Consider the following 21,309-nt stretch of genomic DNA (forward strand, 5'->3'; position numbering starts at 1 on the left):
TGCTAAACGAATGTCTTGTTTGGGCTGCCTCGAGCCGATCACGGTTAGCCAGGAACGCTATCGCGGCGGGCCGCTTGGTGCTGCACCGCCCCAAGGCAGCATAGAGCCCATACCTGAAGTCTGCCATAGTCACCGCATGCGCTCGCAACACAAGAACTTTGGCACGTGCTTAAGTATAGGCATTCGGATGCATCAAGAAAACCGGACATTGATAGCGGCCTCTGACCGAAGCGGTCATCTAAAAGCTCACAAACACAGCCCGCCTTTCTAGTTAGGCCGAGTCGATCAGCATCCACCATTCGAAAACGTTTCGCGCGGCTTTCGTACGTCTGGCGATTTGGATGCGGCTGCAAGCTGACAAAAAATGGCGGCTTCATACGCCATAAGGACACAACATCCGATCCGCCGCGAGGTGATCGATGAGTCGGCGTACGCGTGTCGTGAGGTGCCGGTTTTGGGGAAAGAGCGCGGCTACAACATACGGCGTAACACGGTACTCGGCGAATAGTTCGACCAGCTCACCGGATTTCAGGGCATCCGCGACTGTGTAGGCCGGGCATCGCGCGATTGCCGCGCCCGCTGCGGCGATGCGGGCGGATCCTGCCGGTGCGCTCATGCGAAAGCGCCCATTTACCTGAACTGCTGCTTCTTGGCCGTCGATGTCAAATCTCCAGACGGAGGGCTCGGTCATATTGCCATCAAGAATACACTCGTGGGTGGCTAATGTGCGGGGATGGGTGGGCGTTCCTGCGCGCTCTAGATAGGCGGGTGATGCGCAGACGACCAAAGGCATGCGCCCAAGTTGCCGCATTTTGAGTGAGCTGTCGCGCATGGGCCCGATCCGGATCGCAAGGTCGATCCCCTCTTCGACGATAGAGACCTTTCGGTCCGAGAATTGCAGATCAAGTTCCACATTCGGGTGTTTCGCGGCAAATCGTGCGAGCGAGGACGCCAGCCGTAATGTGCCGAACCCCGTCGGCGCAGAGATGTGGATCACGCCGCGCAAAGACATCTGTTCATTCCTGACGCGTTCCTCAAGCTCATCAAACCCGTCGAGGAGCGGCTCGCAAAGGGCTAAGTATGTCGCGCCCGCATCCGTCAATGCCACGCTGCGCGTTGTACGGTTGAGCAGTTGCACACCGAGAGCATTTTCCAAATCGGCCACGTATTTGCTGACCAAACGCGAAGAGCGCCCCATCCGCTGCGCCGCGACGGTGAATGACGCGTGCTTGGCGACCAACGCGAATGCGCGCATGCGATCTATCTTGTCCATGTTATTGCGCCCTTTCAGGGCCCAAACTTGCACCAAAATAGGCGATTATCGCAATCCCATGTAGCAGCTATCTCTCCCCAAGGCGCTCAAAATGACTGGAGACACCAATGCCAAACGCCGTTCGCATTCACCATTTCGCCAAATCAGGGCACGCACATCGTGCCTTGGTCTTTGCCAAACTTGCCGGGATCGCCCATGAGGCCGTGCCTGTTGATCTGGCCGCTGGCGCGCATAAGTCGCCCGAATTTCTGGCCATGAACCCGAATGGGCAGGTCCCGGTTCTGGAAGATGGCGATGTGGTTGTGCCGGATTCCAATGCGATCCTTGTCTATCTTGCGCGGGCTTACGCGCCCGACTGGATTCCCGACACGCCAATAGGCGAGGCAGAGGTTCAGCGCTGGCTTACGCTTGCGGCGGGTGAAATTGCCTTTGGGTCCTGTGCCGCGCGTTTGATCACCGTGTTTGGTGCGCCACTGGATGCGGAGTTCGCGGCCGAAACCGCTGCAAAGGCAATGCAGAAACTGGAACAGGGGCTTGAAGGGCGCGACTGGCTTGTTGGGGACCGCCCGACAATCGCCGACGTCGCGGCCTATTCCTATACCGCGCATGCGCCGGAGGGGAACGTCTCTTTGGATCCCTATCCAGACGTGCGTGCTTGGCTTGCCCGTTTCGAAGCCTTGCCCGGATTCGAGGCGATGCCAACGACCGCAGTCGGTCTGTTGGCCGAATAAGGAGGGAGCGAAATGACAGTCGACGCCCCCGCCATCCACTGCCGCCTTTCACCAAGCAAGCGGCCATCGAAAAGGTGCGCCTTGCCGAAGACGGATGGAACGGCCGTGACCCCGCCAAGGTCGCACTGGCCTATACCCCTGACAGCAAGTGGCGCAAACGGGCGGAGTTCCCACAGGGCCGCGCCCAAATCGAGTATTTTCTGACCTGCAAATGGGCCAAAGAACTGGTCTATCGGTTGATCAAAGAGTTGTGGGCCCACAACGGCAATCGCATCGCGGTGCGTTACGCCTATGAGTACCACGATCATAGCGGCAACTGGTTCGGCGCCTATGGGAATGAAAACTGGGAGTTTGACGAAAACGGGTACATGGAACGCCGCTACGCCAATATCAACGAACACCCGATCGCAGAGGCGGATCGCAAGTTCCGCTGGCCGCAGGGGCGTCGCCCGGACGACCACCCAGGCCTGAGCGACTTAGGCCTCTGATCCAGTCGTCGGGGGCATCATATCGCCCCCGACTCCAACAATAACCGCGGAAAGGTCAGTTCATGACGCAAGTTCACAGATCGCATAAGGGGGAGTTGCTGCTGCAGAAACGGCGCAATACGCCCCAAGAGCTTTCGGATGGAATTCCGCATTACATCAGCCATGACATGCCGCAGCAGCATGCGGATTTCTTCGCGGGCCTGCCCTACCTTCCTTTGGCAACGCTCGACCAGCGGGGGCGGCCTTGGGTCAGTCTTTTGGTGACGGCGTCGGAGGGTGATCCATCGCTCGGCACCACGGTGTCGGAAGGCAACACAACGGATGTCTTGGCAGAGACCAACCCGTTTGATCCGTTCGCACGGGCATTGCAGCAAGCGCCCGCGACTAGCGGTGAAAAGCGTCTATTTGCGGGGGTTGGCATTGATTTCAGCAATCGTCGGCGCAACAAGATCGCGGGTTCCATCAGCGAGGCCCGCATTGAAGAGACGGGCAAGGTCCGCCTTCGGCTTCACTCTGATCAGCACCTTGGGAATTGCCCGAAATACATTACTGTGCGCAGGTTGGCGCACATACAACGCAGGGCCGAACTGTCGTTTGACAGCTTTGATAGGATCACATCCGCCCTGCCTGGGGACGCCAAAACCGTGGTTGAGCGTGCAAGCTCCGTCTTTCTCGCCACCAAGCACATCACGCAGGGTGATGCCTCGGGCGTTCAAACCGACATGGGCGTAAACCATCGTGGCGGCGCGCCGGGCTTTACCCGCATCTACGAACAACAAGATGGCGAGCAGATCACGACCTATCTGGTTTTGCCGGATTATTCCGGCAATCGCTTCTATCAGTCTTTGGGCAATATCGAGACAGACCCGCAGGTCGGGCTCGTGTTCCCCGATTTTGCTACAGGCGATGTGCTTTACATCACTGGCGAGGCTGAAAACCTGCTCGACAATGAAGCCGAGATCCTGATGCCACGCTCCAATCTACTGACGCGTATCAAGGTGACGGGGGCAGTTCTGGTCAAAGAAGGGCTGAACCTGAAACTGACCTCCGAGGAGCAGCTCTCGCCCTATAATCCGCCCGTCAGGCTGTTGCGGCAAGAACTGGAACAGAGGGGGCACGCCCCATTAGCCGATGGCAAGTCCGCGCTCTCTGCAGCGTTCGTTTCAACGCAAACTCTTTCCGGCAGCATCAAGACATTCAACTTCAAGCTTTCTTCACCCACCAATGCGCCCTTACCCGGGGGCTTTGGTGTCTTTGATTTCTCAGGCCTGCTGAATCGCGGCTACAGCCACATGAACGAGGCCAATCCCCAGCTGGTGAACGAGGATTTCGTCCGGACATGGACGCTTTCCAGCGCGCCCAAGTTTGACCCGAATACGAACGTGTTCCGGTCAACCGACAAGGTCAGCGTAACCGTGAAACGCAAACCGGGCGGTTTATTGTCAAATGTCCTGCACGACAATGCCGGTGCGCTTGTCGCCAACAATCTGCTCGTCGCCTTCAAGGGAACCGGCGCAGGGTTCACCTGTTTCGAAGAAGGCCCTGACGGCACGGCCCCAGCTGTCCCGCCAAAGATGCTTTGGATCGCAGGTGGCGTTGGCATTACACCTTTTATGTCGATGTGGGACGGTATACTTCAAGTTGCAAAAGCACATCCGGATCAGATGTCGACCGACATCGTGCTTCTGTTTGCCGGACGTGATGACGATATCAATGTCTTGAAACACTTCGGCCTTCCTCAGGGCGCGCGGCCCGATCACGTGGCGTTTCGCATATCTGCGTTTCAGAGCGTGGGCGGACCTGCATTCGCTGCATCTACCGCGCGGGACGGTCTGCGTGAAACGCTCTCCGACAACGTGCTGAAAATCGAGGAGCGACGCATGGATATGGGTGACATATCAACCGTCTCAGACCTGAACGAACGGGAGGTGTATTTGTGCGGACCCGATGGCCTAATGAACGGAGTCGAGGCCATGCTGACCCAATTGGGCATTGAGGAAAGCCGCCGACATCGCGAGGCGTTTGCCTTTTGATATCGTTCTCTCAGGTCGCCACCCTGTCATAGGCCTCCACAATCGCAGAAGCACGAACTTCGACGTCTTGGCTCGTGAAACCTTCTGTCAATCGGCACGGAACTTTGACCCCCTGTAGGCATCCAAAATTGACCCCCTGTTTGACGTGCGGTTAGCTGGCCCGATGCGGCGCAGCCTCCACACAGCGAAGCCGTATCGGGCCAGCGTCGGCTCGACTATTCTCGGATTTTGAAGTGCCAGCTCTTGTTGCCTGTTTCGACGATGTCGCAATGGTGGGTAAGGCGTTCGAGCAGTGCAGTGGTCATTTTGGCGTCGCCGAAGACCGAGTGCCATTCGCCGAAGTCGAAGTTGGTCGTCACAATGATCGTTGTGCGCTCGTAGAGGCGACTGATGAGATGGAACATTAGCTGACCACCGGTTTGTGCGAAGGGGAGATAGCCAAGCTCGTCGAGGATCAGGAAGTCGAGGCCGCACAGCAGATCTGCCGTGCGTCCCTGTCGGTCGGTGCGGGCTTCCGTATCGAGTTTGTTCACCAGGTCCACGACGTTGAAGAAGCGCCCCCGTCTGCCGCGGCGGATGCACGCCCGGGCGATGCTGACGGCCAGGTGGGACTTACCGGTCCCTGTGCCGCCGATCAGCACGACATTGCGTTGCTGCGCCAGAAACTCTCCGGTCGCCAGATCACGGACCAGCGCCTCGTTGACCGGCGTGCCTTCGAAGTTGGACTCATCGACTTCTTTCGCCAGGGGCAGCTTGGCAATCGTCATCTGGTATTTGATCGAGCGCGCCTGCTTCTCACTGATCTCGGCGTTTAGCAGATCGCCGATGATTTGTTGCGGTTCGTGCTGAAGCTTCACCGACGTGGCGATGGTCTCATCGTAGGCGGCCTTCATGCCGTAGAGCTTCAGCTGGCTCATCGCGTCCAGCACCTGTGATCTTTCCATGGATGTGTCTCCTTAGGCTGTCCTAGCGTTTGCAGTCGGCCACAGGCTCACAGGTCAGTCGCAGCGCGTCGGGCGTATCGATGGTCAGCGGCGGCGGCGGCTCACGATGCCGGGCCAGAATGTTGATGACGACCGAGGCCGCGGGAAGCCTTTCGTTCAGCGCTTCGGCACAGGCAGCATCCACTGCATCCAGCCCATCGGTGGGGATCATGCTCAGGATCTGGACCATCTGTCGGTCGCCATTGGGCACCTTGCCCAGTTTGCGCTGAATGCGCCTGATCGCTGATGGCAGCTCCCAGTCCTTGAAGGGAGCCCCATTCTTGAGGGCGCCAGGCTTGTGGGCCAGCACCGGGATGTAGTGCAGCGGATCGTAGATGGTCTTGTCGCGCCCGAAGGCTCGATCATGCCGCCCTACGATCTTGCCGTCCTGCCAGAACTCGACCCGTTCGGCATAGGCGCGGATCTCGATTGGCCGGCCGACGGCGCGGCCATCCACCGAACAGCGGTTCTTGTCGAACCGGACGAGACAGGTCTTCGAGACTGACGCCGGAACAGCGTGGAATCCATCAAAGGGGCCGACACATGGCACCAGACTCGCCCGCTCGCCCTCGAAGACCTCCCAGATCGTGCGGTCTCGAAGCTCCTGATGCGGATGAGATTTGGCCCAAGCAACGCAGCGGTCCTCGAGCCAGGCGTTTAGTTCGGCGTAGCTCTTAAACTTGGGCCTGAGCACGAAGAAGCGACGCGGGGCAACGCCGACCTGGTTCTCGACCTGCCCTTTCTCCCAGCCAGACGCCGGTGTGCAGGCAACGGGATCGATAAGATAGTGTCCGCACATGTGCTGGAAGCGCCGATTGTAGGACCGGTCGCGGCCCACGAAGATCGTGTCTACCGCCGTCTTCGCGTCCATTGTCCTCGGATCAATGGCGGATCAATGAACGCTGTCGTAGATCCCGCGCGTGCAGGCTCCGCCGAAGAAGGCGAAGGCCTTGTCATGGGCATCGAAAACCATCTTTTGCGTCTCGCGCGGATAAGCCCGGACAAACAGCATGCGGCTGTGGCAAAGCCGGACATGCGCCACCTTCACAGTGGTGGTCGCGCCGTCGATCACCACAATCTCGTGGCTCCAATCGAATTGGTAGACCTCGCCCGGATCGAAGATCAGCGGGACATAGGTCGCCGCGGAGGCCTCTTGTTCTTCCTTGGACCACGCGGCCGCGTAACGCGGGACAGCATCATAGCCGCCGTCATATCCAAGGGCTCTCAGTTCTTCGAATATCCGGATGCAGGTTAACCGCTCGGGCTTTGGCTTCCTCGCATTCGCCGCCAACATTTCTTCGAGCTTGTCTTTCCATGGCCCGATCTTTGGCAGAGGCTGAACGCGGCGGTTGTAGGTTGCTTCCGTCACACCAGATCGGATCACCTTTCGCACCGTATTCCGCGATACCCGCAGTTCCCGGCAGATTTGCTTGATCGGCTTCCTGTCCTGAAAATACGCCCGCCGGATCTTTGCTATCGTCTCCACGACCAGCATCCCAATCTGTGCTCCCCGATAACCTCGGGGGCATGATTCACATCAGTGTAAGGGGGGCATTTTGGGACGCCTATTTCCCCGCTACGGGGTCAAAATTGCATGCTTGTTCACACAATGTATCCAGAACCTAAGGTAAACCAAATCTACAAGAAGACGGGTAACCTTCGAGCAATCCAGCTGCTGTTGGGCCACACCAAGATGAACGGCACCGTCAGATACCTAGGTGCTGAGCTTGAAGTTGCTCTGGCCATTGCCGAAGCTAGCGAAATCTAAAGGCATGGGCGTCTTCACGGACGGTCTATCCTCGCCGTTAAACTGCGGCAATGATCGCCTCGCCAGGATATGCTGCCCGCTTGCTCGCCGTCTGCTCCTTGCGCAACTCGGTCCGCGTTTTCATCCGGCATCGGGAGTGAGCGCGGGTGCATCGCCCTCTGACAGCAGGCCTGACAGCCGTAGCGCCGCGTCTTTGAGACGATCGACATGGGCGATAGCGTCGCTCATGGACAGGCGCTGCGCCGGTGCATGGAAGGACAGGGTGGACACCAACCGCCCGTTGCCGTCAAGGATTGGGACGGCCACGGCGATCATGTCTTCCATGAATTCTGCGTTGTCAGTGGAATAACCCCGTTCGCGGGCCTCAAGTGCTTCCTCAATCAATGCGTCGGGATCAGTGATCGTGGTCGGTGTGCGTGCGTCCAGTTGTGTTGCCAGCGCGTAGTTGCGCAGGTGGCGTCGGTCGAGGCTGCTGAGGTACATCTTGCCGCTGGCGGTGCAATAGAACGGCACACGGGTGCCGACGGGAAGCTGGATGCGCAGCGGCCATTTTGTTTCGACCCGATCGAGATAGACCATCGCATCACGGTCGGCGATCGCGATGTTGCTGGTTTCGCCGATATCTTCGGCCAGCTTGGCAAGGATGGCAACCCGCGCGGTCCGGATACGCAGCGATGACAGGATGCCGGTGGACATGCGGCGCATGCGACGGCCGGGGGAATAGCCCCGGCCGTCGATCTCGCGTTGGATGAAGCCCTCGTTCTCCAGCGTGGTGAACAGCCGGTGGATCGTGGGCTTGGGTAGGCCGAGGCTCTGGTTCACCTCGGTCGGGGTTACAGGCACCCCGGCCTCCGCCATTTCCTCAAGGACAAGCAGCAGCCGCAGGTTCGTCGGTATCGCGCCGTCTTTTCCCCTGTCGTCTGTCATGGATGTGCCTTGTTACCGAATCGTCATGCCACGTTTACCTGCCCGGGATCAGGAATGTCGAGAGACCAGGCACGAGTGCTACGATGATCCAGACCGACAACAACGCAAACAAGTAGGGCACCGTATAGCGCAGCAGTCGGAAATACGGTACGCCGGTCACGCCCGACGCGACATAGAGGTTGAGACCGTAGGGCGGCGTGATGAAGCCGATGGAGGCCCCGACAAGGAAGATCACTCCGAATTGCACCGGCTCGACCCCCACCGAATGCGCGATGGGCGCAAGGATCGGAGCGAGGATTATGGTCACCGGCAGGCTTTCCAGCACCATCCCGGCAACAAAGACGATGGCCATCGAGGTGAACAGTACCGCGTAGTAGCCGCCCATGCCGCGCACGAAATCGCCGATGATGTCTTGGGCACCGAGCACAGAGAGTATCTGTTGCATCACCACAGACACTGCGATCAGCGGCGCTAGGATGCCGGTAATCTGGGCGGAGCGCATGGTGATCGAAGGCAGTTCTAACGGGCCAAAGCCCTGCACCACTAGGTATTCGGAGATGCTGCGTTCACGGAATTCTCGGTCCTCTGAGGGGCGGCCCATCATGGCGTGGACCGGGAGGCTGAGAAAACCGACGATGATGCAAAAGCCCACGGTCACGCCCGCGGCTTCGGTGGGCGAGAACTTGCCTGTATAGATGCCCCAGAGCACCAGGCCGATGGCAAAGAAGCCCAGCCATGCGCCGATACCGGTTTTCACCACCCGGGCCAGCTCCAGCCGGATCAGGTGGCCCCAGCCGTTCCTCGTGCAGATGAGGAAGGCCACCAGCATCATGCCGCCGACCATCATGGCGCCGGGGATGATGCCGGCGACGAAGAGCTCAGAGATCGGCAGGTTCATGAGGAAGCCGTAAACGATGAAGATGATTGAAGGCGGGATGATTATGCCCACTGTGCCGCCTGCCGCCGCGGTAGCCGCCGAAAAGCGTTCGTCATAGCCCCCCTTGACCATCTCGGGGTGCAGCATGGAACCGATGGTCGCTGTGGTGGCCGAATTCGAGCCGGAGATCGCGGCAAACAGACCGCACGCTCCCAGCGAGGCCATCGCCAGCCCGCCGCGCAGCCAGCCCAGACAGGCGTAGGCGAAATCTGACAGCCTCCGGGCGATGCCTGATCGATTGATAAGGTCGCCGGTCAGGATGAAGAGCGGCATCGCCAGCAAGGCGAAGCCATCGGTGAACACATCCGCCAGCGCCGCGCCGGTGTTTATCAGTGGCAAGCCGAGCACAAGGCTCATGCCGATCACCCAGTAGCCGATGACCAGGAAGACAGGCACCCCCAGCATGAACAGGAAGGTGACCGCTATTGAGACGAGAATGGTCCAGGATCCGTCAGTCATATAATTTACTTCCTCAGTTCGCGCCGATGGCGACGGGCGCAATCAAATCGCCGCCTTTGCGGAAGTTTCCGAAGTCTTCCAGCCAGTTCTCCATCGCCCGCGCTGCGATCAGGAGGAAGCTAAGTGGGACGGAGACCAGGAACCACCATTGTAGCACGTTGTCGGTGCCCAGCAGGATCTGGAAGTTGGAGGCAGAGTTGGCGGCCACCTGTGTCGAGGTCACTATGATAATCCAGGAAAACCCGATCCACAGCACCGCATCCAGCGTCAAGCACAGGAACTGCAACCCACGCGGCATATTGCTGCGAAACTCGGCAAAGGCCAAGTGGGTCCGAAGCTTCACGTTATAGGCACAGCCGGCCCAGGTCATGATCAGGAACATGAACGGTGGCAGCGTGGTTGACCACGGGGCCTGGACATTCAAAACAAAGCGGCGGAATACTTCGACAAAAATGATGGCGCCGATCAACAAGTAGGTGGACACCATGACCGTGGCTTCGAACTTGCGTTCGATCCAAGGCGCGAAGTGATAGACGACAAGGAACAACGCGCCTCCCAGTAGGGTGACAACCCCGCCCAGGACCCACGCGGCCTGTGTCTTCAGGGCTTCGCTGATCATCCAGGCATCGTTGGACAGGACAGCGCTGAAAATATCGGCGATATCGCTCACAATAGTAGACATTCCGTCTCCTCCTCGGGACAGGCTTGGGCGTTCGTTTTTTGCTTTATGGGTAAAGGTCGCGACGCCCGGTAGGCAACCGGGCGTCGCGACGGCAAAGTCCTAGCCTTTCCACCAACGGCGGGGTTCGACGTTTTCGGGCTTCATGTGGGCGGGTACCTGGCGAGCGACACGATGCAGCTCGGTATAGGTGTCGATGCCACCGGCCCATTTGTTCAGCCGGTCTCGCCATTGCGCCCAGGGTTCGGGGTTGTACTCGGGCGAACACATCTCCTCGGCCATCTTGATCTGATCGTCGGCGAGGAAGGCAGGGCGCACATTGTGTTCGTCAAACAGTGTGCCGGGCAGCACCGGGTCCGAGAAACCGACCGTCTTGACCAGTGCCGCCTCGTTTGCCGCCTGAACGTGGACCTGAGCCAGGTAGGCGGATTCCATGACCGCATCTTGGAGGTGGCCGTCGAGGCTGTCAAAGACCTTGGCTGACATTGAGGTGTGCTCGGTGCCGCAGAAGAACTTCAGGTCGACCGACTGCGAGACCACGGGCGACATGTTGGCATAACCCACTGCCGATGCCCAGGTTTCCGCGCCGTCGATCAGGCCGGTCTTAAGCCCGTCGAGTGTTTCTTCCCAGGCCACGGGCACCGGGTTGAGGTTCAGCTGCTGCATCGCAATACGGCCCAGCTGGGTGCCCGTGACGCGGTTCTTGGTGCCGAAAAGCTCTTCAAGCTTGGTGACGGTCGGTCTGTCTTCGAAGGTTTTACCCATCTGCAATCCGCGCAATTCGCAGTGGCTGAACAGGAATTTCAATCCGTGTCGCTTTTCCAGCGGCTCGCGCAAGATGGCGTTGGATTCGGGGCTGTAGAGGAAGTGGTACTGCGACGCCCGCCCCGGGAAGACATAGGCATAATCCAGCACGTTCAGGTAGGGCGCACCGCCGGCTGAGTTCTGGGTCGAGGCGGCATAGATGTCGACGATGCCGTTCTGAGTCTTCTCGACACAGGAAAGCTGACCGCAAATCTGGTTGTCGCCGATGAATTCAACACGAATTTCGCCATCTGTGCGCTCTTCCAGGTCGCGGGCGAACTCAAGGCAGCCGGCGCGCTCAATCAACAGGTTACGTGCATTAAAGCCCGAAGCTCCGAACTTCAGCGTGTGTCTGGCTTCTTTTTTGTAGCGCTTCTCATAGGTCGATTCTGCCGCAGCCGCCAGCGTGGGCAGTGACACCGCCCCCGTCAGGCTTCCCAGCCCCAACACGGTCGAAGACAGGCCGTAACGCCCAGCCACCTTGAAAAAATCTCGGCGCGAAACGCCCCTTAACTTTTCGGAAATCTTCATGAACTTCTCCTCCCGTGTTCATAAATTGTCTTTTTTGAGACTTGCAGTATCATTTTTAAGATCATATGGATGTTGACGCAAGGAAAACTTGCACTCCGATTTCCTGGGACTGGGAGGACCCGCTCGATGCAGACAAAGCAGGCCGATTACATTGTTGTGGGTGGGGGGTCCGCCGGATGCGTGCTGGCGAATCGTCTGAGCAAGGACCCGGCGAATCGCGTCATCCTGCTGGAAGCCGGCCCACGCGACTGGAACCCGTGGATCCACGTGCCAGTTGGCTACTTCAAGACGATGCACAACCCGAGCGTCGATTGGTGTTACCGAACCGAGAAGGACGACGGCCTGAATGGCCGCTCGATCGACTGGCCGCGCGGAAAAGTGCTGGGCGGGTCATCTTCTCTCAACGGTTTGCTCTATGTGCGCGGTCAGGCCGAGGATTACGACCGCTGGCGCCAGATGGGTAACGAGGGCTGGGGTTGGGACGATGTCCTGCCGCTGTTCAAACGCTCCGAGAATCAGGAGCGCGGTCCAGACGAGTTTCACGGCACCGAGGGCGAGCTTTCGGTCTCGAACATGCGACTGCAACGCCCGATCTGCGATGCCTGGGTCGCGGCGGCTCAGAACGCGGGCTACCCATACAACCCCGATTACAACGGCGCGACGCAGGAGGGCGTAGGGTATTTCCAGTTGACCACACGAAATGGTCGCCGTTGCAGCTCTGCCGTGGCTTTCCTCAACCCGGCGCGCAAGCGGCCCAACCTGGAAATAATCACCAATGCCCAGGTCAGCCGCGTCGTCATCGACGAAGGCCGCGCCACCGGTGTGACCTATTTAGACGGTTCGGGGCAGGAACAGACTGTCAATTGCACCCGCGAAGTGGTGCTGTCCTCGGGTGCTATCGGCTCGCCGCAGATCCTGATGCTGTCGGGTATCGGCGAAGCCGATCAGCTGAAGGACAACGGTATCAAGGTGATCCGAGATCTGCCCGCAGTGGGCAAGAACATGCAAGACCACCTGCAGGCTCGGCTGGTCTTCAAGTGCAACGAGCCGACACTGAACGACGAGGTACGTTCGCTTTTCAACCAGGCGCGGATCGCGGCGAAATACGCGCTTTTCCGTTCCGGCCCGATGACAATGGCAGCCAGCCTCGCGGTGGGTTTCATGAAAACCGGCCCGCACGTGGAAACGCCGGACATTCAGTTCCACGTTCAGCCTTGGTCGGCGGACAGTCCCGGCGAAGGCGTACACCCCTTCTCAGCCTTCACGGTTTCAGTCTGCCAGCTCAGGCCCGAAAGCCGGGGCGAGATCGTGCTAGATGGCAATGATCCGCGCAGCCATCCGAAAATATACCCCAACTACCTCGCGACTGAATTAGACTGCCGCACTATCGTCGAAGGCGTCAAAATCGCTCGACGGATCGCGCGGGAAGAGCCGCTGAACGCCAAGATTGCCGAAGAGTTCCGCCCTACCAGGGACCTCGACCTTGACGACTACGACGGTACGCTGGATTGGGCGCGCAACCATTCATCCTCAATCTATCACCCCACCGGCACCTGCAAGATGGGACAGGGGCCGGGAACGGTGGTGGATGCGCGGCTTCGGGTGCATGGCATCCGCGGTCTGCGCGTGGCTGATTGCTCCATCATGCCTGAAATTGTCAGCGGCAATACCAACGCGCCCGCCATCATGATCGGCGAAAAAGCCAGCGACATGATCCTTGAAGATAGCGGCTAAGCCGCCCTCACACGTTCCCCCCAAACATATCACTCAGGAGAAACGCCATGAAAATGACGACTGAAGAAGCTTTCGTGAAAGTGCTGCAGATGCACGGTATCGAAAAAGCCTTTGGGATCATCGGTTCGGCCATGATGCCGATTTCCGATCTATTCCCGGCGGCTGGGATCCAGTTTTTTGACTGCGCCCACGAATGCAACGCCGGGATGATCGCCGATGGCTATACCCGGTCCACCGGTAAGATGTCGATGATGGTGGCGCAGAATGGACCCGGGATTACGTCTCTGGTGACGCCGATCAAGACGGCCTACTGGAACCACACCCCGCTTTTGATTGTGACGCCCCAGGCGGCGAACAAGACGCTTGGGCAAGGCGGTTTCCAAGAAGTTGAGCAGATGGCACTGCTAGAAGACATGGTTGCTTACCAAGAAGAGGTGCGTGATCCCTCGCGCATGGCCGAGGTTCTGAACCGTGTGATCTTGCAGGCCAAACGCGCCAGCGCTCCGGCTCAGATAAACATTCCGCGTGACTACTGGACCCAAGTGATCGACATCGACCTGCCCGCCATTGTCGAGTTCGAACGCCCCTCGGGCGGAGAGGAGGCCGTGACCCGCGCGGCGGAGCTTCTGTCTTCGGCCAAGTTCCCGGTCATATTGAACGGTGCGGGCGTGGTGATCGGTGGCGCAATCAATGACTCCAAGGCCCTGGCTGAACGGCTGGATGCCCCGGTCTGCTGTGGATACCAGCACAACGACGCTTTCCCCGGCTCGGATCCGCTGTCGGTTGGTCCGCTTGGCTACAACGGGTCGAAGGCAGCGATGGAGCTGATTGCCAAGGCCGATGTGGTGCTAGCATTGGGCACCCGGCTCAACCCGTTCTCGACCCTGCCGGGCTATGGCATCGACTACTGGCCGAAGGATGCCAAGATCATCCAGGTCGACATCAACCCCGACCGTATCGGCCTGACCAAGCCTGTTTCGGTGGGCATCGTCGGTGATGCGAAGAAGGTGGCCAACGGCATTCTTGCGCAACTGTCTGAAGACGCTGGCGATGCGGGCCGGGCCGAGCGCAAGACGCTGATTTCGGAAACCAAGTCGCGGTGGGCGCAGGAGCTAACCTCGATGGACCACGAGGAGGACGACCCGGGCACCACCTGGAACGAGCGAGCGCGCGGCCGCGAGCCCGAAAAGATGTCACCGCGCATGGCTTGGCGTGCTATCCAGCAGGCGCTACCGAAAGAGGCGATCATCTCCTCCGACATAGGTAACAACTGCGCCATCGGCAATGCTTATCCGACCTTCGAGGAAGGCCGCAAGTATCTGGCGCCGGGCCTCTTCGGGCCCTGTGGCTATGGCTTCCCGGCCATCATCGGGGCCAAGATCGGTCGCCCGGATTTACCGGTGGTGGGCTTCGCTGGTGACGGTGCTTTCGGCATTTCGATGAACGAGATGGTCTCGGTCAGCCGCGACGACTGGCCGCCGATCACCATGGTGATCTTCCGCAACTACCAGTGGGGCGCCGAAAAGCGCAACACGACGCTGTGGTTCGACGACAACTTCGTAGGCACCGAACTCGCACAGGACGTGAACTACGCGGCCATCGCCCGCGGCTGCGGCGTCGAGGGCGTGCAGGTCTCGACGATGGAGGAGCTGACTGAGGCATTAAACTCTGCCGTTCAGGCGCAGATGAAGGAGGGCAAGACGACCTTCATCGAAGTTCTGCTGAACCAGGAATTGGGTGAGCCTTTCCGCCGCGATGCGATGAAAAAGCCGGTGTCGGTAGCGGGCATCAACCGCGACGACATGCGTCCTCAGCCGATGGCCTGCTGACGAACTCGGGACCCGGGGCGCAGCTGGTGCTGTCCCGGCCTCCGCGTCCACCTAGGCTGTCCTTCCGCCCGGGTGGGCGCTTTCAGAAAGGGAATTATGATGCAAGTGACAAGCGCATCCAAACTGTCGATGGCCGGTTTGGGGGATTTCGTGCGTGGCAATGTCCAGGGTTTCTTGGTGTCCGTGGTGGTCGCCGTATCGGCACAGTTCCTGTCGGAACACTACGGCGCTCCGGCGATGCTGATGGCGCTGCTCCTAGGGATCGCGTTCCACTTCCTGTCCGAAGAAGGTGCCTGCAAGCCGGGTATCGAGTTCACTGCCCGCACCGTCCTGCGGTTCGGCGTGGCACTTTTAGGCGCCCGAATCTCGGTCGAGTTGATGGTGGGGCTTGGGCCGCAACTGGTCGTCGTTGTTATTGCCGCGGTGATTCTGACAATACTCTTTGGCTTCCTTGCTGCCCGCCTTCTGGGCCGGGGGTGGCGTTTTGGTATTCTGACCGGAGGATCTGTGGCAATCTGTGGTGCATCCGCGGCAATGGCGATCTCGGCGGTGCTGCCTAGGAATGAGCAATCCGAGCGAAACCTGATTTTCACGGTGCTCTCGGTCACCGTCTTGTCGACCTTAGCGATGATTGCCTATCCTATTCTTACCGAGGTTTTCGAATTCAACGACGAGGTGTCGGGCGTTTTCCTTGGCGGTACCATCCATGATGTGGCCCAGGTGGTCGGTGCGGGCTTTTCCGTGTCCGAGGAGGTCGGCGAGGTCGCGACTCTTGTAAAGCTGATCCGTGTGGCGATGCTGGCCCCTGTAGTGCTGGTGATCTCGGTGCTGGTGCGGCGTAACTTTGCCGACGAGATGGACGGCAAGCGGCCGCCGATCATGCCGTTCTTTGTCATCGGCTTCCTTATCTTTGCGACGTTCAATTCTTTCGGTCTTATCCCCGGCGTGATTGTCGAATTCCTGTCGTCGCTCAGCCGCTGGGCGCTGCTTATCTCAATCGCCGCGGTGGGCATGAAGACCTCGCTTAGGCGCATTCTTGACGTGGGCGGCCAAGCGATTGCGCTGATTTTAGCCGAAACCGCTTTCATAGCCGCCTTCGTTCTGTTGGGCGTTGCCTTCCTTGGTCACTGATAGGAATCGTCATGAAACCTCTTGAATTGCTTCTGCAAAACGCGGCTCGCTCGCAAAAGAAAATCGTGCTGAGCGAAGGCGATGACCCGCGTGCCGTCCAAGCCGCCATCGAAGCTCGTAGACAGGGGATCGCCCGGGTCGTGATGATCGGACCTGAAGTCGTAATCCGCGCGCGTTTCGCGGCGCTTGGCGCTGTGCCCGACGCAGGTGTCGAGATCCATGACCCCGCAACTTCGCCCCTATTCGAAGAGCTGGCCGAGGCGTTTCATCAGCGACGTAAGCACAAAGGCGTGACAGCCGAGCAGGCCCGCGAAGCCGCCCGGTCGCCTCATGTCTTCGCGGCGCTGCTGGTGCATACGGGCCATGCTCATGGCACCGTTGGCGGCGCGGCAGCGACCACAGCAGAAATCGTGCGCACCGCAATCCAGGTCATTGGCCCGGCGCCGGGGACCAGCCTGGTGTCGAGTTTCTTTCTGATGTTGTTTTGTCAGTCGCATCACATGAAGAAGGGCGCGCATGTCTTTGCCGACAGCGGCTTGGTCGTGGACCCGGATGCCGAGGAAATGGCCCGGATTGCTCTGGCTTCGGCGCGGTCCTATAACGTGTTGACCGGTGATGTGCCACGAGTGGCGATGTTGTCCTTTTCGACGCGAGGTAGCGCAAGCCATACCTCGGTGTCGAAAGTGGTGGCCGCGACCGAGATTGCCCGGGCCGCCGATCCCAAACTTTTGATTGACGGCGAGTTGCAGTTCGACGCAGCCTTCGTGCCCGATGTCGCGGCCTCAAAGGCGGGAGATTCGACGTTGGGTGGCAATGCCAATGTCTTCGTCTTCCCAAACCTCGAAAGTGGCAACATCGCCTACAAGATTGCGCAGCGCGTGGGCGGAGCGGTGGCCATCGGACCGATCCTCCAAGGCCTCGCCAAGCCGGCCAATGACCTGTCGCGAGGTTGTTCATCTGAGGACATCCTGCACATGATCGCTGTCACCGCCGCGCAGGCGGAGCATGGCATCTAAGCGATTAACTACGTGTACTATTTGCGAATTGCGGCGGCTACTGTGATCAGCTCCACCTGAGTGGTCCGGTTTGATTGTAAATGCATGGCCGACCTCTGGTCTATCGGGACGATTGTTCCCGGGGTCGGCGGGCGATAGCGCAGGGCTCTGTGTGGTCTCTTTGTGTTGTAGTGTCTCCTCCATTGTTCGATCAGGATCTGTGTCTCGCGCAGGCTGTAGAAGATTTCACCGTTGAGCAGTTTGTCCCTCGTCAGGGATTTTGGGACAGATGGCAGCCTGATCTAAGAGAGGGCTTGGCGCATCTTGTTGGTCTGATTATGCGGCGGATTTGCGGTGAAGCAACCGCCGGGTTTCGAGGGTCCTTCGTTTGATCCTTTCTCGCTGTTTCAGGATGGTCTGGCCGCGCCCGAAATAGACATCCGCCGGAGTGAGGTTTTGCAGGCTCTGGTGATAGCGCCGGTGGTTGTCGTGGTCGACAAAGGCGTCGATCTGTTGCCTGAGATCACCGGGCAGGTCGTAGTTTTCCAGCAAGATGCGGTTCTTTAGGGTCTGGTGCCATCGCTCGATCTTGCCCTGGGTTTGCGGATGATATGGGGCACCGCGGACATGATCCATCTGCGGTCTTCCAGCCAGTCGGCTAGTTCACCCGAGATGTAACTCGACCCGTTGTCCGAGAGCAGGCGCGGCTTGTGCAGGACGGTTGCCTGGTCACACCCCGAAGCCTGCAGCGCCAAGTCGAGGGTGTCGGTGACATCGCCTGACTTCATTGTCGTGCCAAGCTTCCAGGCGATGATGTAGCGGCTGTAGTCATCAAGGATGGTCGACAGATAGCACCGGCCCCAGCCGATAACCCTCAGGTAGGTGAAGTCAGTTTGCCAAAGCTGGTTCGGACGCGTTATCTTGTCTTTGAACGCGTCTGCCGCCGCCAGAACCACATAGGTCGGGCTGGTGATCAGATCGCAGGATTTGAGGATGCGGTAGACCGAAGCCTCTGACACAAAATACTTCTCCGTGTCAGTGAACTGAACGGCCAGCTCGCGCGGCGACAGATCGCTTTCCTTCAGGGTCAGATCCTTGACCTTCTCGCGAACAGGCTCGGGTATACGGTTCCAGACCCGGGACGGCTTGGGGCTGCGGTCCTCAAGCGCCTCAGGACCGCCGGATTGATACCGTTCATACCAACGATAGAAAGTGGTCCTAAGGATGCCCAGCTTGTCCAGCGTGCGTTTGGTCGGGAGATGCGACCCTTCGACGAAGCGGATAATCTCCAGTTTCTCAGATGCGGGATATCTCATTCGTCGTCGTCCCCATCCGCGATCATGCTTTTTTTGAGCAGTCGCAGTTCAAGGGCCTGCTCCGCAACCACTTCCTTCAGATCGCGTGCCTCACGGCGCAGATCTTTGACCTCGGTCGATGTCGCTGCACGCGCCGTATCACCCGCCAGGTGCTTCTTCCCAGCCTCAAGGAACTCCTTGGAGCAGCTGTAGTAGAGGTTCTGTGTGACCTGCCCCCCGCGAGTCCCTCGCTCATGACGAGAGTCTGCGGGTTTGTGCTCTGCTACCCAACCTTGGACCGCCGGAAGCTGGATTTTTCCGGCTGTTTCACGATGACGGGCTGGTGACGCCATCGGGATAGTGCATGGCGATCGGTACGTTTTATCCGATCGCACTGCGACGTCTGTCCTCGTTATAGTGTCTACGCCAAGCCTGCCGCACCCGTCTCACTCAGAAGGATTTCGCTGCATATGCGGCGTTGAGCGGGGGCCGGTTCAGCACGGGGCTTCCGGAAGGTTTACTTCAAGCCGGTCACAGGTCCGGTGCGGAAGGAAAATACTCCGGCCGGGCGCCTGCCTTGGCAAGCAGATCCATCACCTCGTTTTTCCAGCCGTCCTTGATCTGCAGCGCGAGCTGCGACAGCGGGCGGAACACCGGGGAGATGATGGTGTATTCGTAGCGGAAGCCGCCTTCCATCTGGCGGAAGACCACGCGGCCGCCGGTGATATCGACCTCGTGCTCGGTCACCGCGGTCAGCGGGTCCACAACTGACAGGCAGCGCCCGGCGCTGATGAAGGGCATCATCGGCAGAAAGAACTGGCTGTCGAGGACGACATTAGGTGTTGCGCCGACATTGCGCAGTTCGGCGACGGTTTTCTGGTGGGTGATATGGGTGCTTTGCAGCAGCCCCAGCGGCACGTTGTCGAGATCTCTCCAGGCGATTACCTGTTTTTGCGCCAAGGGGTGGTCCTGCGAGATGGCGCAAAAGCAATCGGCGGCAATGGTCTCCTGCCGGAAGGTTTGCGCCGAAGCTTCGCGGCCGATCATGTCGGCAAAGCCGAAGTCGAAGCCCTGGGTTGCGGCCAGTTCGCGGATCTGCGGAGAGGTCCGCGATGACAACGAGATGCGGATACTGGGGTTGCTGCCGACAACGCGGCTAATGTAGCGCGGGAAGAGGAAGATGGACGGTCCCGGCATCGAGGCCACGTTCAGGCTGCCGCTCTGGCCGGCGGTCAGGCTTTTCATGGTGCCTGCGACATTGCTGAGCCGGTCCAGGATGTCGCTGGTTTCGGCGTGCAGGTAATGTGCTTCGGGTACCGGCACCAGCTGGCGGCCGCGCCGTTCGAACAGCTTGAGGCCCAGCGATTCTTCCAATGACCGGACCGCCAGGCTGACGGCGGGCTGGGTGCGGCCCAATTTCTCGGCAGCGGCAGAGAGCGAAGATGCTTCCATCACCGCGCGGAACGCCGTCATTTGCGAAAGATTCATGCAGAAAAATCCCGTCTTATGAGTTCGGCTTCGCGCCTGTTATATATAAGCTCAACTTTGGATAACTGAAAGTATTAAAATTTGTATTTATTCAATATCTGCCTCATCCTCTTGCAGCAGCATTCCCCGGAGCAAAACCCGGGCCAGACCAACAGGAGAGTTAAGATGACCATGATGACACGGCTGAGCGGGGTAATCTTGGCAGCGTCGCTGGTGGCGGGTGCCGCCGCGGCCCAGAGCCCGACCTTTTTCCGCATCGGCACCGGCAGCGCCGGCGGCACCTATTTCCCGATCGGCGGCACCATTGCCAACGGCATTTCCGCGCCTCCAGGCTCGCGCCCCTGCGACGAGGGCGGCCAGTGCGGCGTGCCGGGGCTGATCGCCATCGCGCAGTCCACCACCGCGTCGGTGTTCAACAACACCGCGGTGCAGAACGGCGAGCTGGAGGCCGGCATGGCCGCTGCGGATGTCACCCGCTCGATGTACCTGGGCGAGGGCAAGTTCGACGGCAAGCCGCATGAGAAGCTGCGCATCGTTGCCAACCTCTATCCAGAAGACCTGCACCTTGTGCTACCCAAGGGCCAGTCGCTCAACGACCTTGGCGACCTTGCGGGCAAGCGGGTGGGCATTGCGCAGGCGGGCTCCGGCACCCAGGTTGCGGTGCTGCAGATGCTGGACGCCTGGGGCGTGACCCGCGACAACATGGACGAGGCCGAACTGAACAACAGCCAGTCGGCGGAGCGCCTGGCCGACGGGCAGCTTGACGGCTATTTCTACGCCGCAGGCTGGCCGGTGTCGGCGATGGTCCAGCTGGCCACCACCAAGGGCATGGAGCTGCACAGCTTCACCGACGAGGACCTGGCCAAGATCAATGAGATCATCCCGGCCTACATCCCGTCGAAAATCCCCGCCAATGTTTATGACGGCGTGGATTACGAGGTGAAGACCCCGGCGGTTTCGGCGCTGCTGGTTGTCTCCTCCGATCTGCCGGACGAACTAGTCTACGGCATCACCGAAGCGATGTGGAACAAGAACACCCGCAACCTGCTGGATAACGGCCATGCCAAGGGCAAGCAGATCACGCTAGAGACCGCGCTGGACGGGATCGGGTCGCTGGGCGTGCCGCTGCATCCCGGTGCTGAGAAGTTCTACAAGGAAGCCGGGCTTCTGAACTGATCCGGCCTCTCTCCCCCGGATCAAACCCAGCGGGCGGCCTACCAACGC

Annotated in this window: 15 protein-coding genes and 4 pseudogenes; 9 read left to right on the plus strand and 10 right to left on the minus strand. The window is 59.5% G+C overall.

Features of this window, described 5'->3' with window-relative positions; translation table 11 throughout:
* Positions 1 to 373: 373 nt before the first annotated feature.
* Entirely contained in the window at positions 374 to 1,273 is a 900-nt protein-coding gene (locus tag ACZ52D_RS19110) for a LysR family transcriptional regulator (protein WP_464443689.1), read from the minus strand.
* A gap of 107 nt (positions 1,274 to 1,380) precedes the next feature.
* Between ACZ52D_RS19110 and ACZ52D_RS19115 the strand changes: the two genes are divergently transcribed.
* The 3 genes from ACZ52D_RS19115 (at position 1,381) to ACZ52D_RS19125 (ending at position 4,525) form a co-directional block, all read left to right on the plus strand.
* Positions 1,381 to 2,004, plus strand: a complete 624-nt coding sequence (locus ACZ52D_RS19115; RefSeq protein ID WP_464443690.1) for a glutathione S-transferase family protein — start codon at positions 1,381 to 1,383, stop codon at positions 2,002 to 2,004.
* Positions 2,001 to 2,492, plus strand: coding sequence for a nuclear transport factor 2 family protein (locus ACZ52D_RS19120; protein WP_464443754.1), 492 nt, complete (start codon positions 2,001 to 2,003; stop codon positions 2,490 to 2,492). Before ACZ52D_RS19115 ends, ACZ52D_RS19120 begins: the two co-directional genes overlap by 4 nt.
* Before the next feature lie 62 nt (positions 2,493 to 2,554).
* Positions 2,555 to 4,525 (plus strand): pyridoxamine 5'-phosphate oxidase family protein, encoded by a 1,971-nt coding sequence (locus ACZ52D_RS19125; RefSeq protein WP_464443691.1) that lies wholly within the window; start codon positions 2,555 to 2,557, stop codon positions 4,523 to 4,525.
* A gap of 215 nt (positions 4,526 to 4,740) precedes the next feature.
* On the opposite strand, the gene istB is transcribed toward ACZ52D_RS19125, so the two are convergent.
* Both istB and istA read right to left on the minus strand, forming a co-directional pair.
* Positions 4,741 to 5,469, minus strand: coding sequence for an IS21-like element helper ATPase IstB (gene istB, locus ACZ52D_RS19130; protein ID WP_464443692.1), 729 nt, complete (start codon positions 5,467 to 5,469; stop codon positions 4,741 to 4,743).
* Positions 5,399 to 7,003, minus strand: a pseudogene (gene istA, locus ACZ52D_RS19135) (IS21 family transposase). Before istA ends, istB begins: the two are co-directional and overlap by 71 nt.
* 129 nt (positions 7,004 to 7,132) lie before the next feature.
* On the opposite strand from istA, the pseudogene ACZ52D_RS19140 reads away from it, so the two are divergent.
* Positions 7,133 to 7,276: pseudogene (locus ACZ52D_RS19140) on the plus strand (integrase); the annotation flags it as partial.
* Between the two features lie 120 nt (positions 7,277 to 7,396).
* Here the strand turns inward: ACZ52D_RS19140 and ACZ52D_RS19145 are convergent.
* From ACZ52D_RS19145 to ACZ52D_RS19160, 4 genes are all read right to left on the minus strand, one after another.
* The gene (locus ACZ52D_RS19145; protein ID WP_464443693.1) at positions 7,397 to 8,203 is read right to left on the minus strand and encodes an IclR family transcriptional regulator; all 807 of its coding nucleotides are present in this window, start codon (positions 8,201 to 8,203) and stop codon (positions 7,397 to 7,399) included.
* Positions 8,204 to 8,237: 34 nt separating this feature from the next.
* Positions 8,238 to 9,599, minus strand: coding sequence for a TRAP transporter large permease (locus tag ACZ52D_RS19150; RefSeq protein WP_464443694.1), 1,362 nt, complete (start codon positions 9,597 to 9,599; stop codon positions 8,238 to 8,240).
* A 13-nt stretch (positions 9,600 to 9,612) separates the two neighbouring features.
* Positions 9,613 to 10,281, minus strand: coding sequence for a TRAP transporter small permease (locus ACZ52D_RS19155; protein WP_464443695.1), 669 nt, complete (start codon positions 10,279 to 10,281; stop codon positions 9,613 to 9,615).
* A 99-nt stretch (positions 10,282 to 10,380) separates the two neighbouring features.
* Entirely contained in the window at positions 10,381 to 11,613 is a 1,233-nt protein-coding gene (locus tag ACZ52D_RS19160) for a TRAP transporter substrate-binding protein (RefSeq protein ID WP_464443696.1), read from the minus strand.
* Positions 11,614 to 11,739: 126 nt separating this feature from the next.
* On the opposite strand from ACZ52D_RS19160, the gene ACZ52D_RS19165 reads away from it, so the two are divergent.
* From ACZ52D_RS19165 to pta, 4 genes are all read left to right on the plus strand, one after another.
* Complete coding sequence (locus tag ACZ52D_RS19165) at positions 11,740 to 13,347, plus strand: GMC family oxidoreductase (RefSeq protein ID WP_464443697.1); 1,608 nt, start codon at positions 11,740 to 11,742, stop codon at positions 13,345 to 13,347.
* Positions 13,348 to 13,394: 47 nt separating this feature from the next.
* Positions 13,395 to 15,176, plus strand: a complete 1,782-nt coding sequence (xsc, locus tag ACZ52D_RS19170; protein WP_464443698.1) for a sulfoacetaldehyde acetyltransferase — start codon at positions 13,395 to 13,397, stop codon at positions 15,174 to 15,176.
* A gap of 129 nt (positions 15,177 to 15,305) precedes the next feature.
* Positions 15,306 to 16,307 (plus strand): YeiH family protein, encoded by a 1,002-nt coding sequence (locus ACZ52D_RS19175; protein ID WP_464443755.1) that lies wholly within the window; start codon positions 15,306 to 15,308, stop codon positions 16,305 to 16,307.
* 11 nt (positions 16,308 to 16,318) lie between these two features.
* Positions 16,319 to 17,323: a phosphate acetyltransferase gene (gene pta, locus ACZ52D_RS19180; RefSeq protein WP_464443699.1), complete on the plus strand. Its 1,005-nt coding sequence runs from the start codon at positions 16,319 to 16,321 to the stop codon at positions 17,321 to 17,323.
* Positions 17,324 to 17,340: 17 nt separating this feature from the next.
* Here the strand turns inward: pta and ACZ52D_RS19185 are convergent.
* From ACZ52D_RS19185 to ACZ52D_RS19195, 3 genes and pseudogenes are all read right to left on the minus strand, one after another.
* Positions 17,341 to 17,571 (minus strand): annotated as a pseudogene (locus ACZ52D_RS19185) (integrase core domain-containing protein); the annotation flags it as partial.
* Between the two features lie 67 nt (positions 17,572 to 17,638).
* A pseudogene (locus tag ACZ52D_RS19190) lies at positions 17,639 to 18,821 on the minus strand (IS3 family transposase); the annotation flags it as partial.
* A gap of 307 nt (positions 18,822 to 19,128) precedes the next feature.
* Positions 19,129 to 20,085 carry a LysR family transcriptional regulator gene (locus ACZ52D_RS19195; RefSeq protein ID WP_464443700.1) on the minus strand — a complete coding sequence of 319 codons (957 nt, stop codon included), beginning with the start codon at positions 20,083 to 20,085 and terminating at the stop codon, positions 19,129 to 19,131.
* 165 nt (positions 20,086 to 20,250) lie between these two features.
* Between ACZ52D_RS19195 and ACZ52D_RS19200 the strand changes: the two genes are divergently transcribed.
* Entirely contained in the window at positions 20,251 to 21,261 is a 1,011-nt protein-coding gene (locus ACZ52D_RS19200; protein ID WP_464443701.1) for a TAXI family TRAP transporter solute-binding subunit, read from the plus strand.
* Positions 21,262 to 21,309: the final 48 nt, after the last annotated feature.

This window comes from Leisingera sp. S2M4 (assembly GCF_055398055.1).

What these genes read in the sequence shown, in the direction of transcription:
- ACZ52D_RS19110 (WP_464443689.1), bottom strand. Translation starts at nt 1,273, where the DNA reads ATGGACAAGATAGATCGCATGCGCGCATTCGCGTTGGTCGCCAAGCAC.
- ACZ52D_RS19115 (WP_464443690.1), top strand. Translation starts at nt 1,381, where the DNA reads ATGCCAAACGCCGTTCGCATTCACCATTTCGCCAAATCAGGGCACGCA.
- ACZ52D_RS19125 (WP_464443691.1), top strand. Translation starts at nt 2,555, where the DNA reads ATGACGCAAGTTCACAGATCGCATAAGGGGGAGTTGCTGCTGCAGAAA.
- istB (WP_464443692.1), bottom strand. Translation starts at nt 5,469, where the DNA reads ATGGAAAGATCACAGGTGCTGGACGCGATGAGCCAGCTGAAGCTCTAC.
- ACZ52D_RS19145 (WP_464443693.1), bottom strand. Translation starts at nt 8,203, where the DNA reads ATGACAGACGACAGGGGAAAAGACGGCGCGATACCGACGAACCTGCGG.
- ACZ52D_RS19150 (WP_464443694.1), bottom strand. Translation starts at nt 9,599, where the DNA reads ATGACTGACGGATCCTGGACCATTCTCGTCTCAATAGCGGTCACCTTC.
- ACZ52D_RS19155 (WP_464443695.1), bottom strand. Translation starts at nt 10,281, where the DNA reads ATGTCTACTATTGTGAGCGATATCGCCGATATTTTCAGCGCTGTCCTG.
- ACZ52D_RS19160 (WP_464443696.1), bottom strand. Translation starts at nt 11,613, where the DNA reads ATGAAGATTTCCGAAAAGTTAAGGGGCGTTTCGCGCCGAGATTTTTTC.
- ACZ52D_RS19165 (WP_464443697.1), top strand. Translation starts at nt 11,740, where the DNA reads ATGCAGACAAAGCAGGCCGATTACATTGTTGTGGGTGGGGGGTCCGCC.
- xsc (WP_464443698.1), top strand. Translation starts at nt 13,395, where the DNA reads ATGAAAATGACGACTGAAGAAGCTTTCGTGAAAGTGCTGCAGATGCAC.
- ACZ52D_RS19175 (WP_464443755.1), top strand. Translation starts at nt 15,306, where the DNA reads ATGGCCGGTTTGGGGGATTTCGTGCGTGGCAATGTCCAGGGTTTCTTG.
- pta (WP_464443699.1), top strand. Translation starts at nt 16,319, where the DNA reads ATGAAACCTCTTGAATTGCTTCTGCAAAACGCGGCTCGCTCGCAAAAG.
- ACZ52D_RS19195 (WP_464443700.1), bottom strand. Translation starts at nt 20,085, where the DNA reads ATGAATCTTTCGCAAATGACGGCGTTCCGCGCGGTGATGGAAGCATCT.
- ACZ52D_RS19200 (WP_464443701.1), top strand. Translation starts at nt 20,251, where the DNA reads ATGACCATGATGACACGGCTGAGCGGGGTAATCTTGGCAGCGTCGCTG.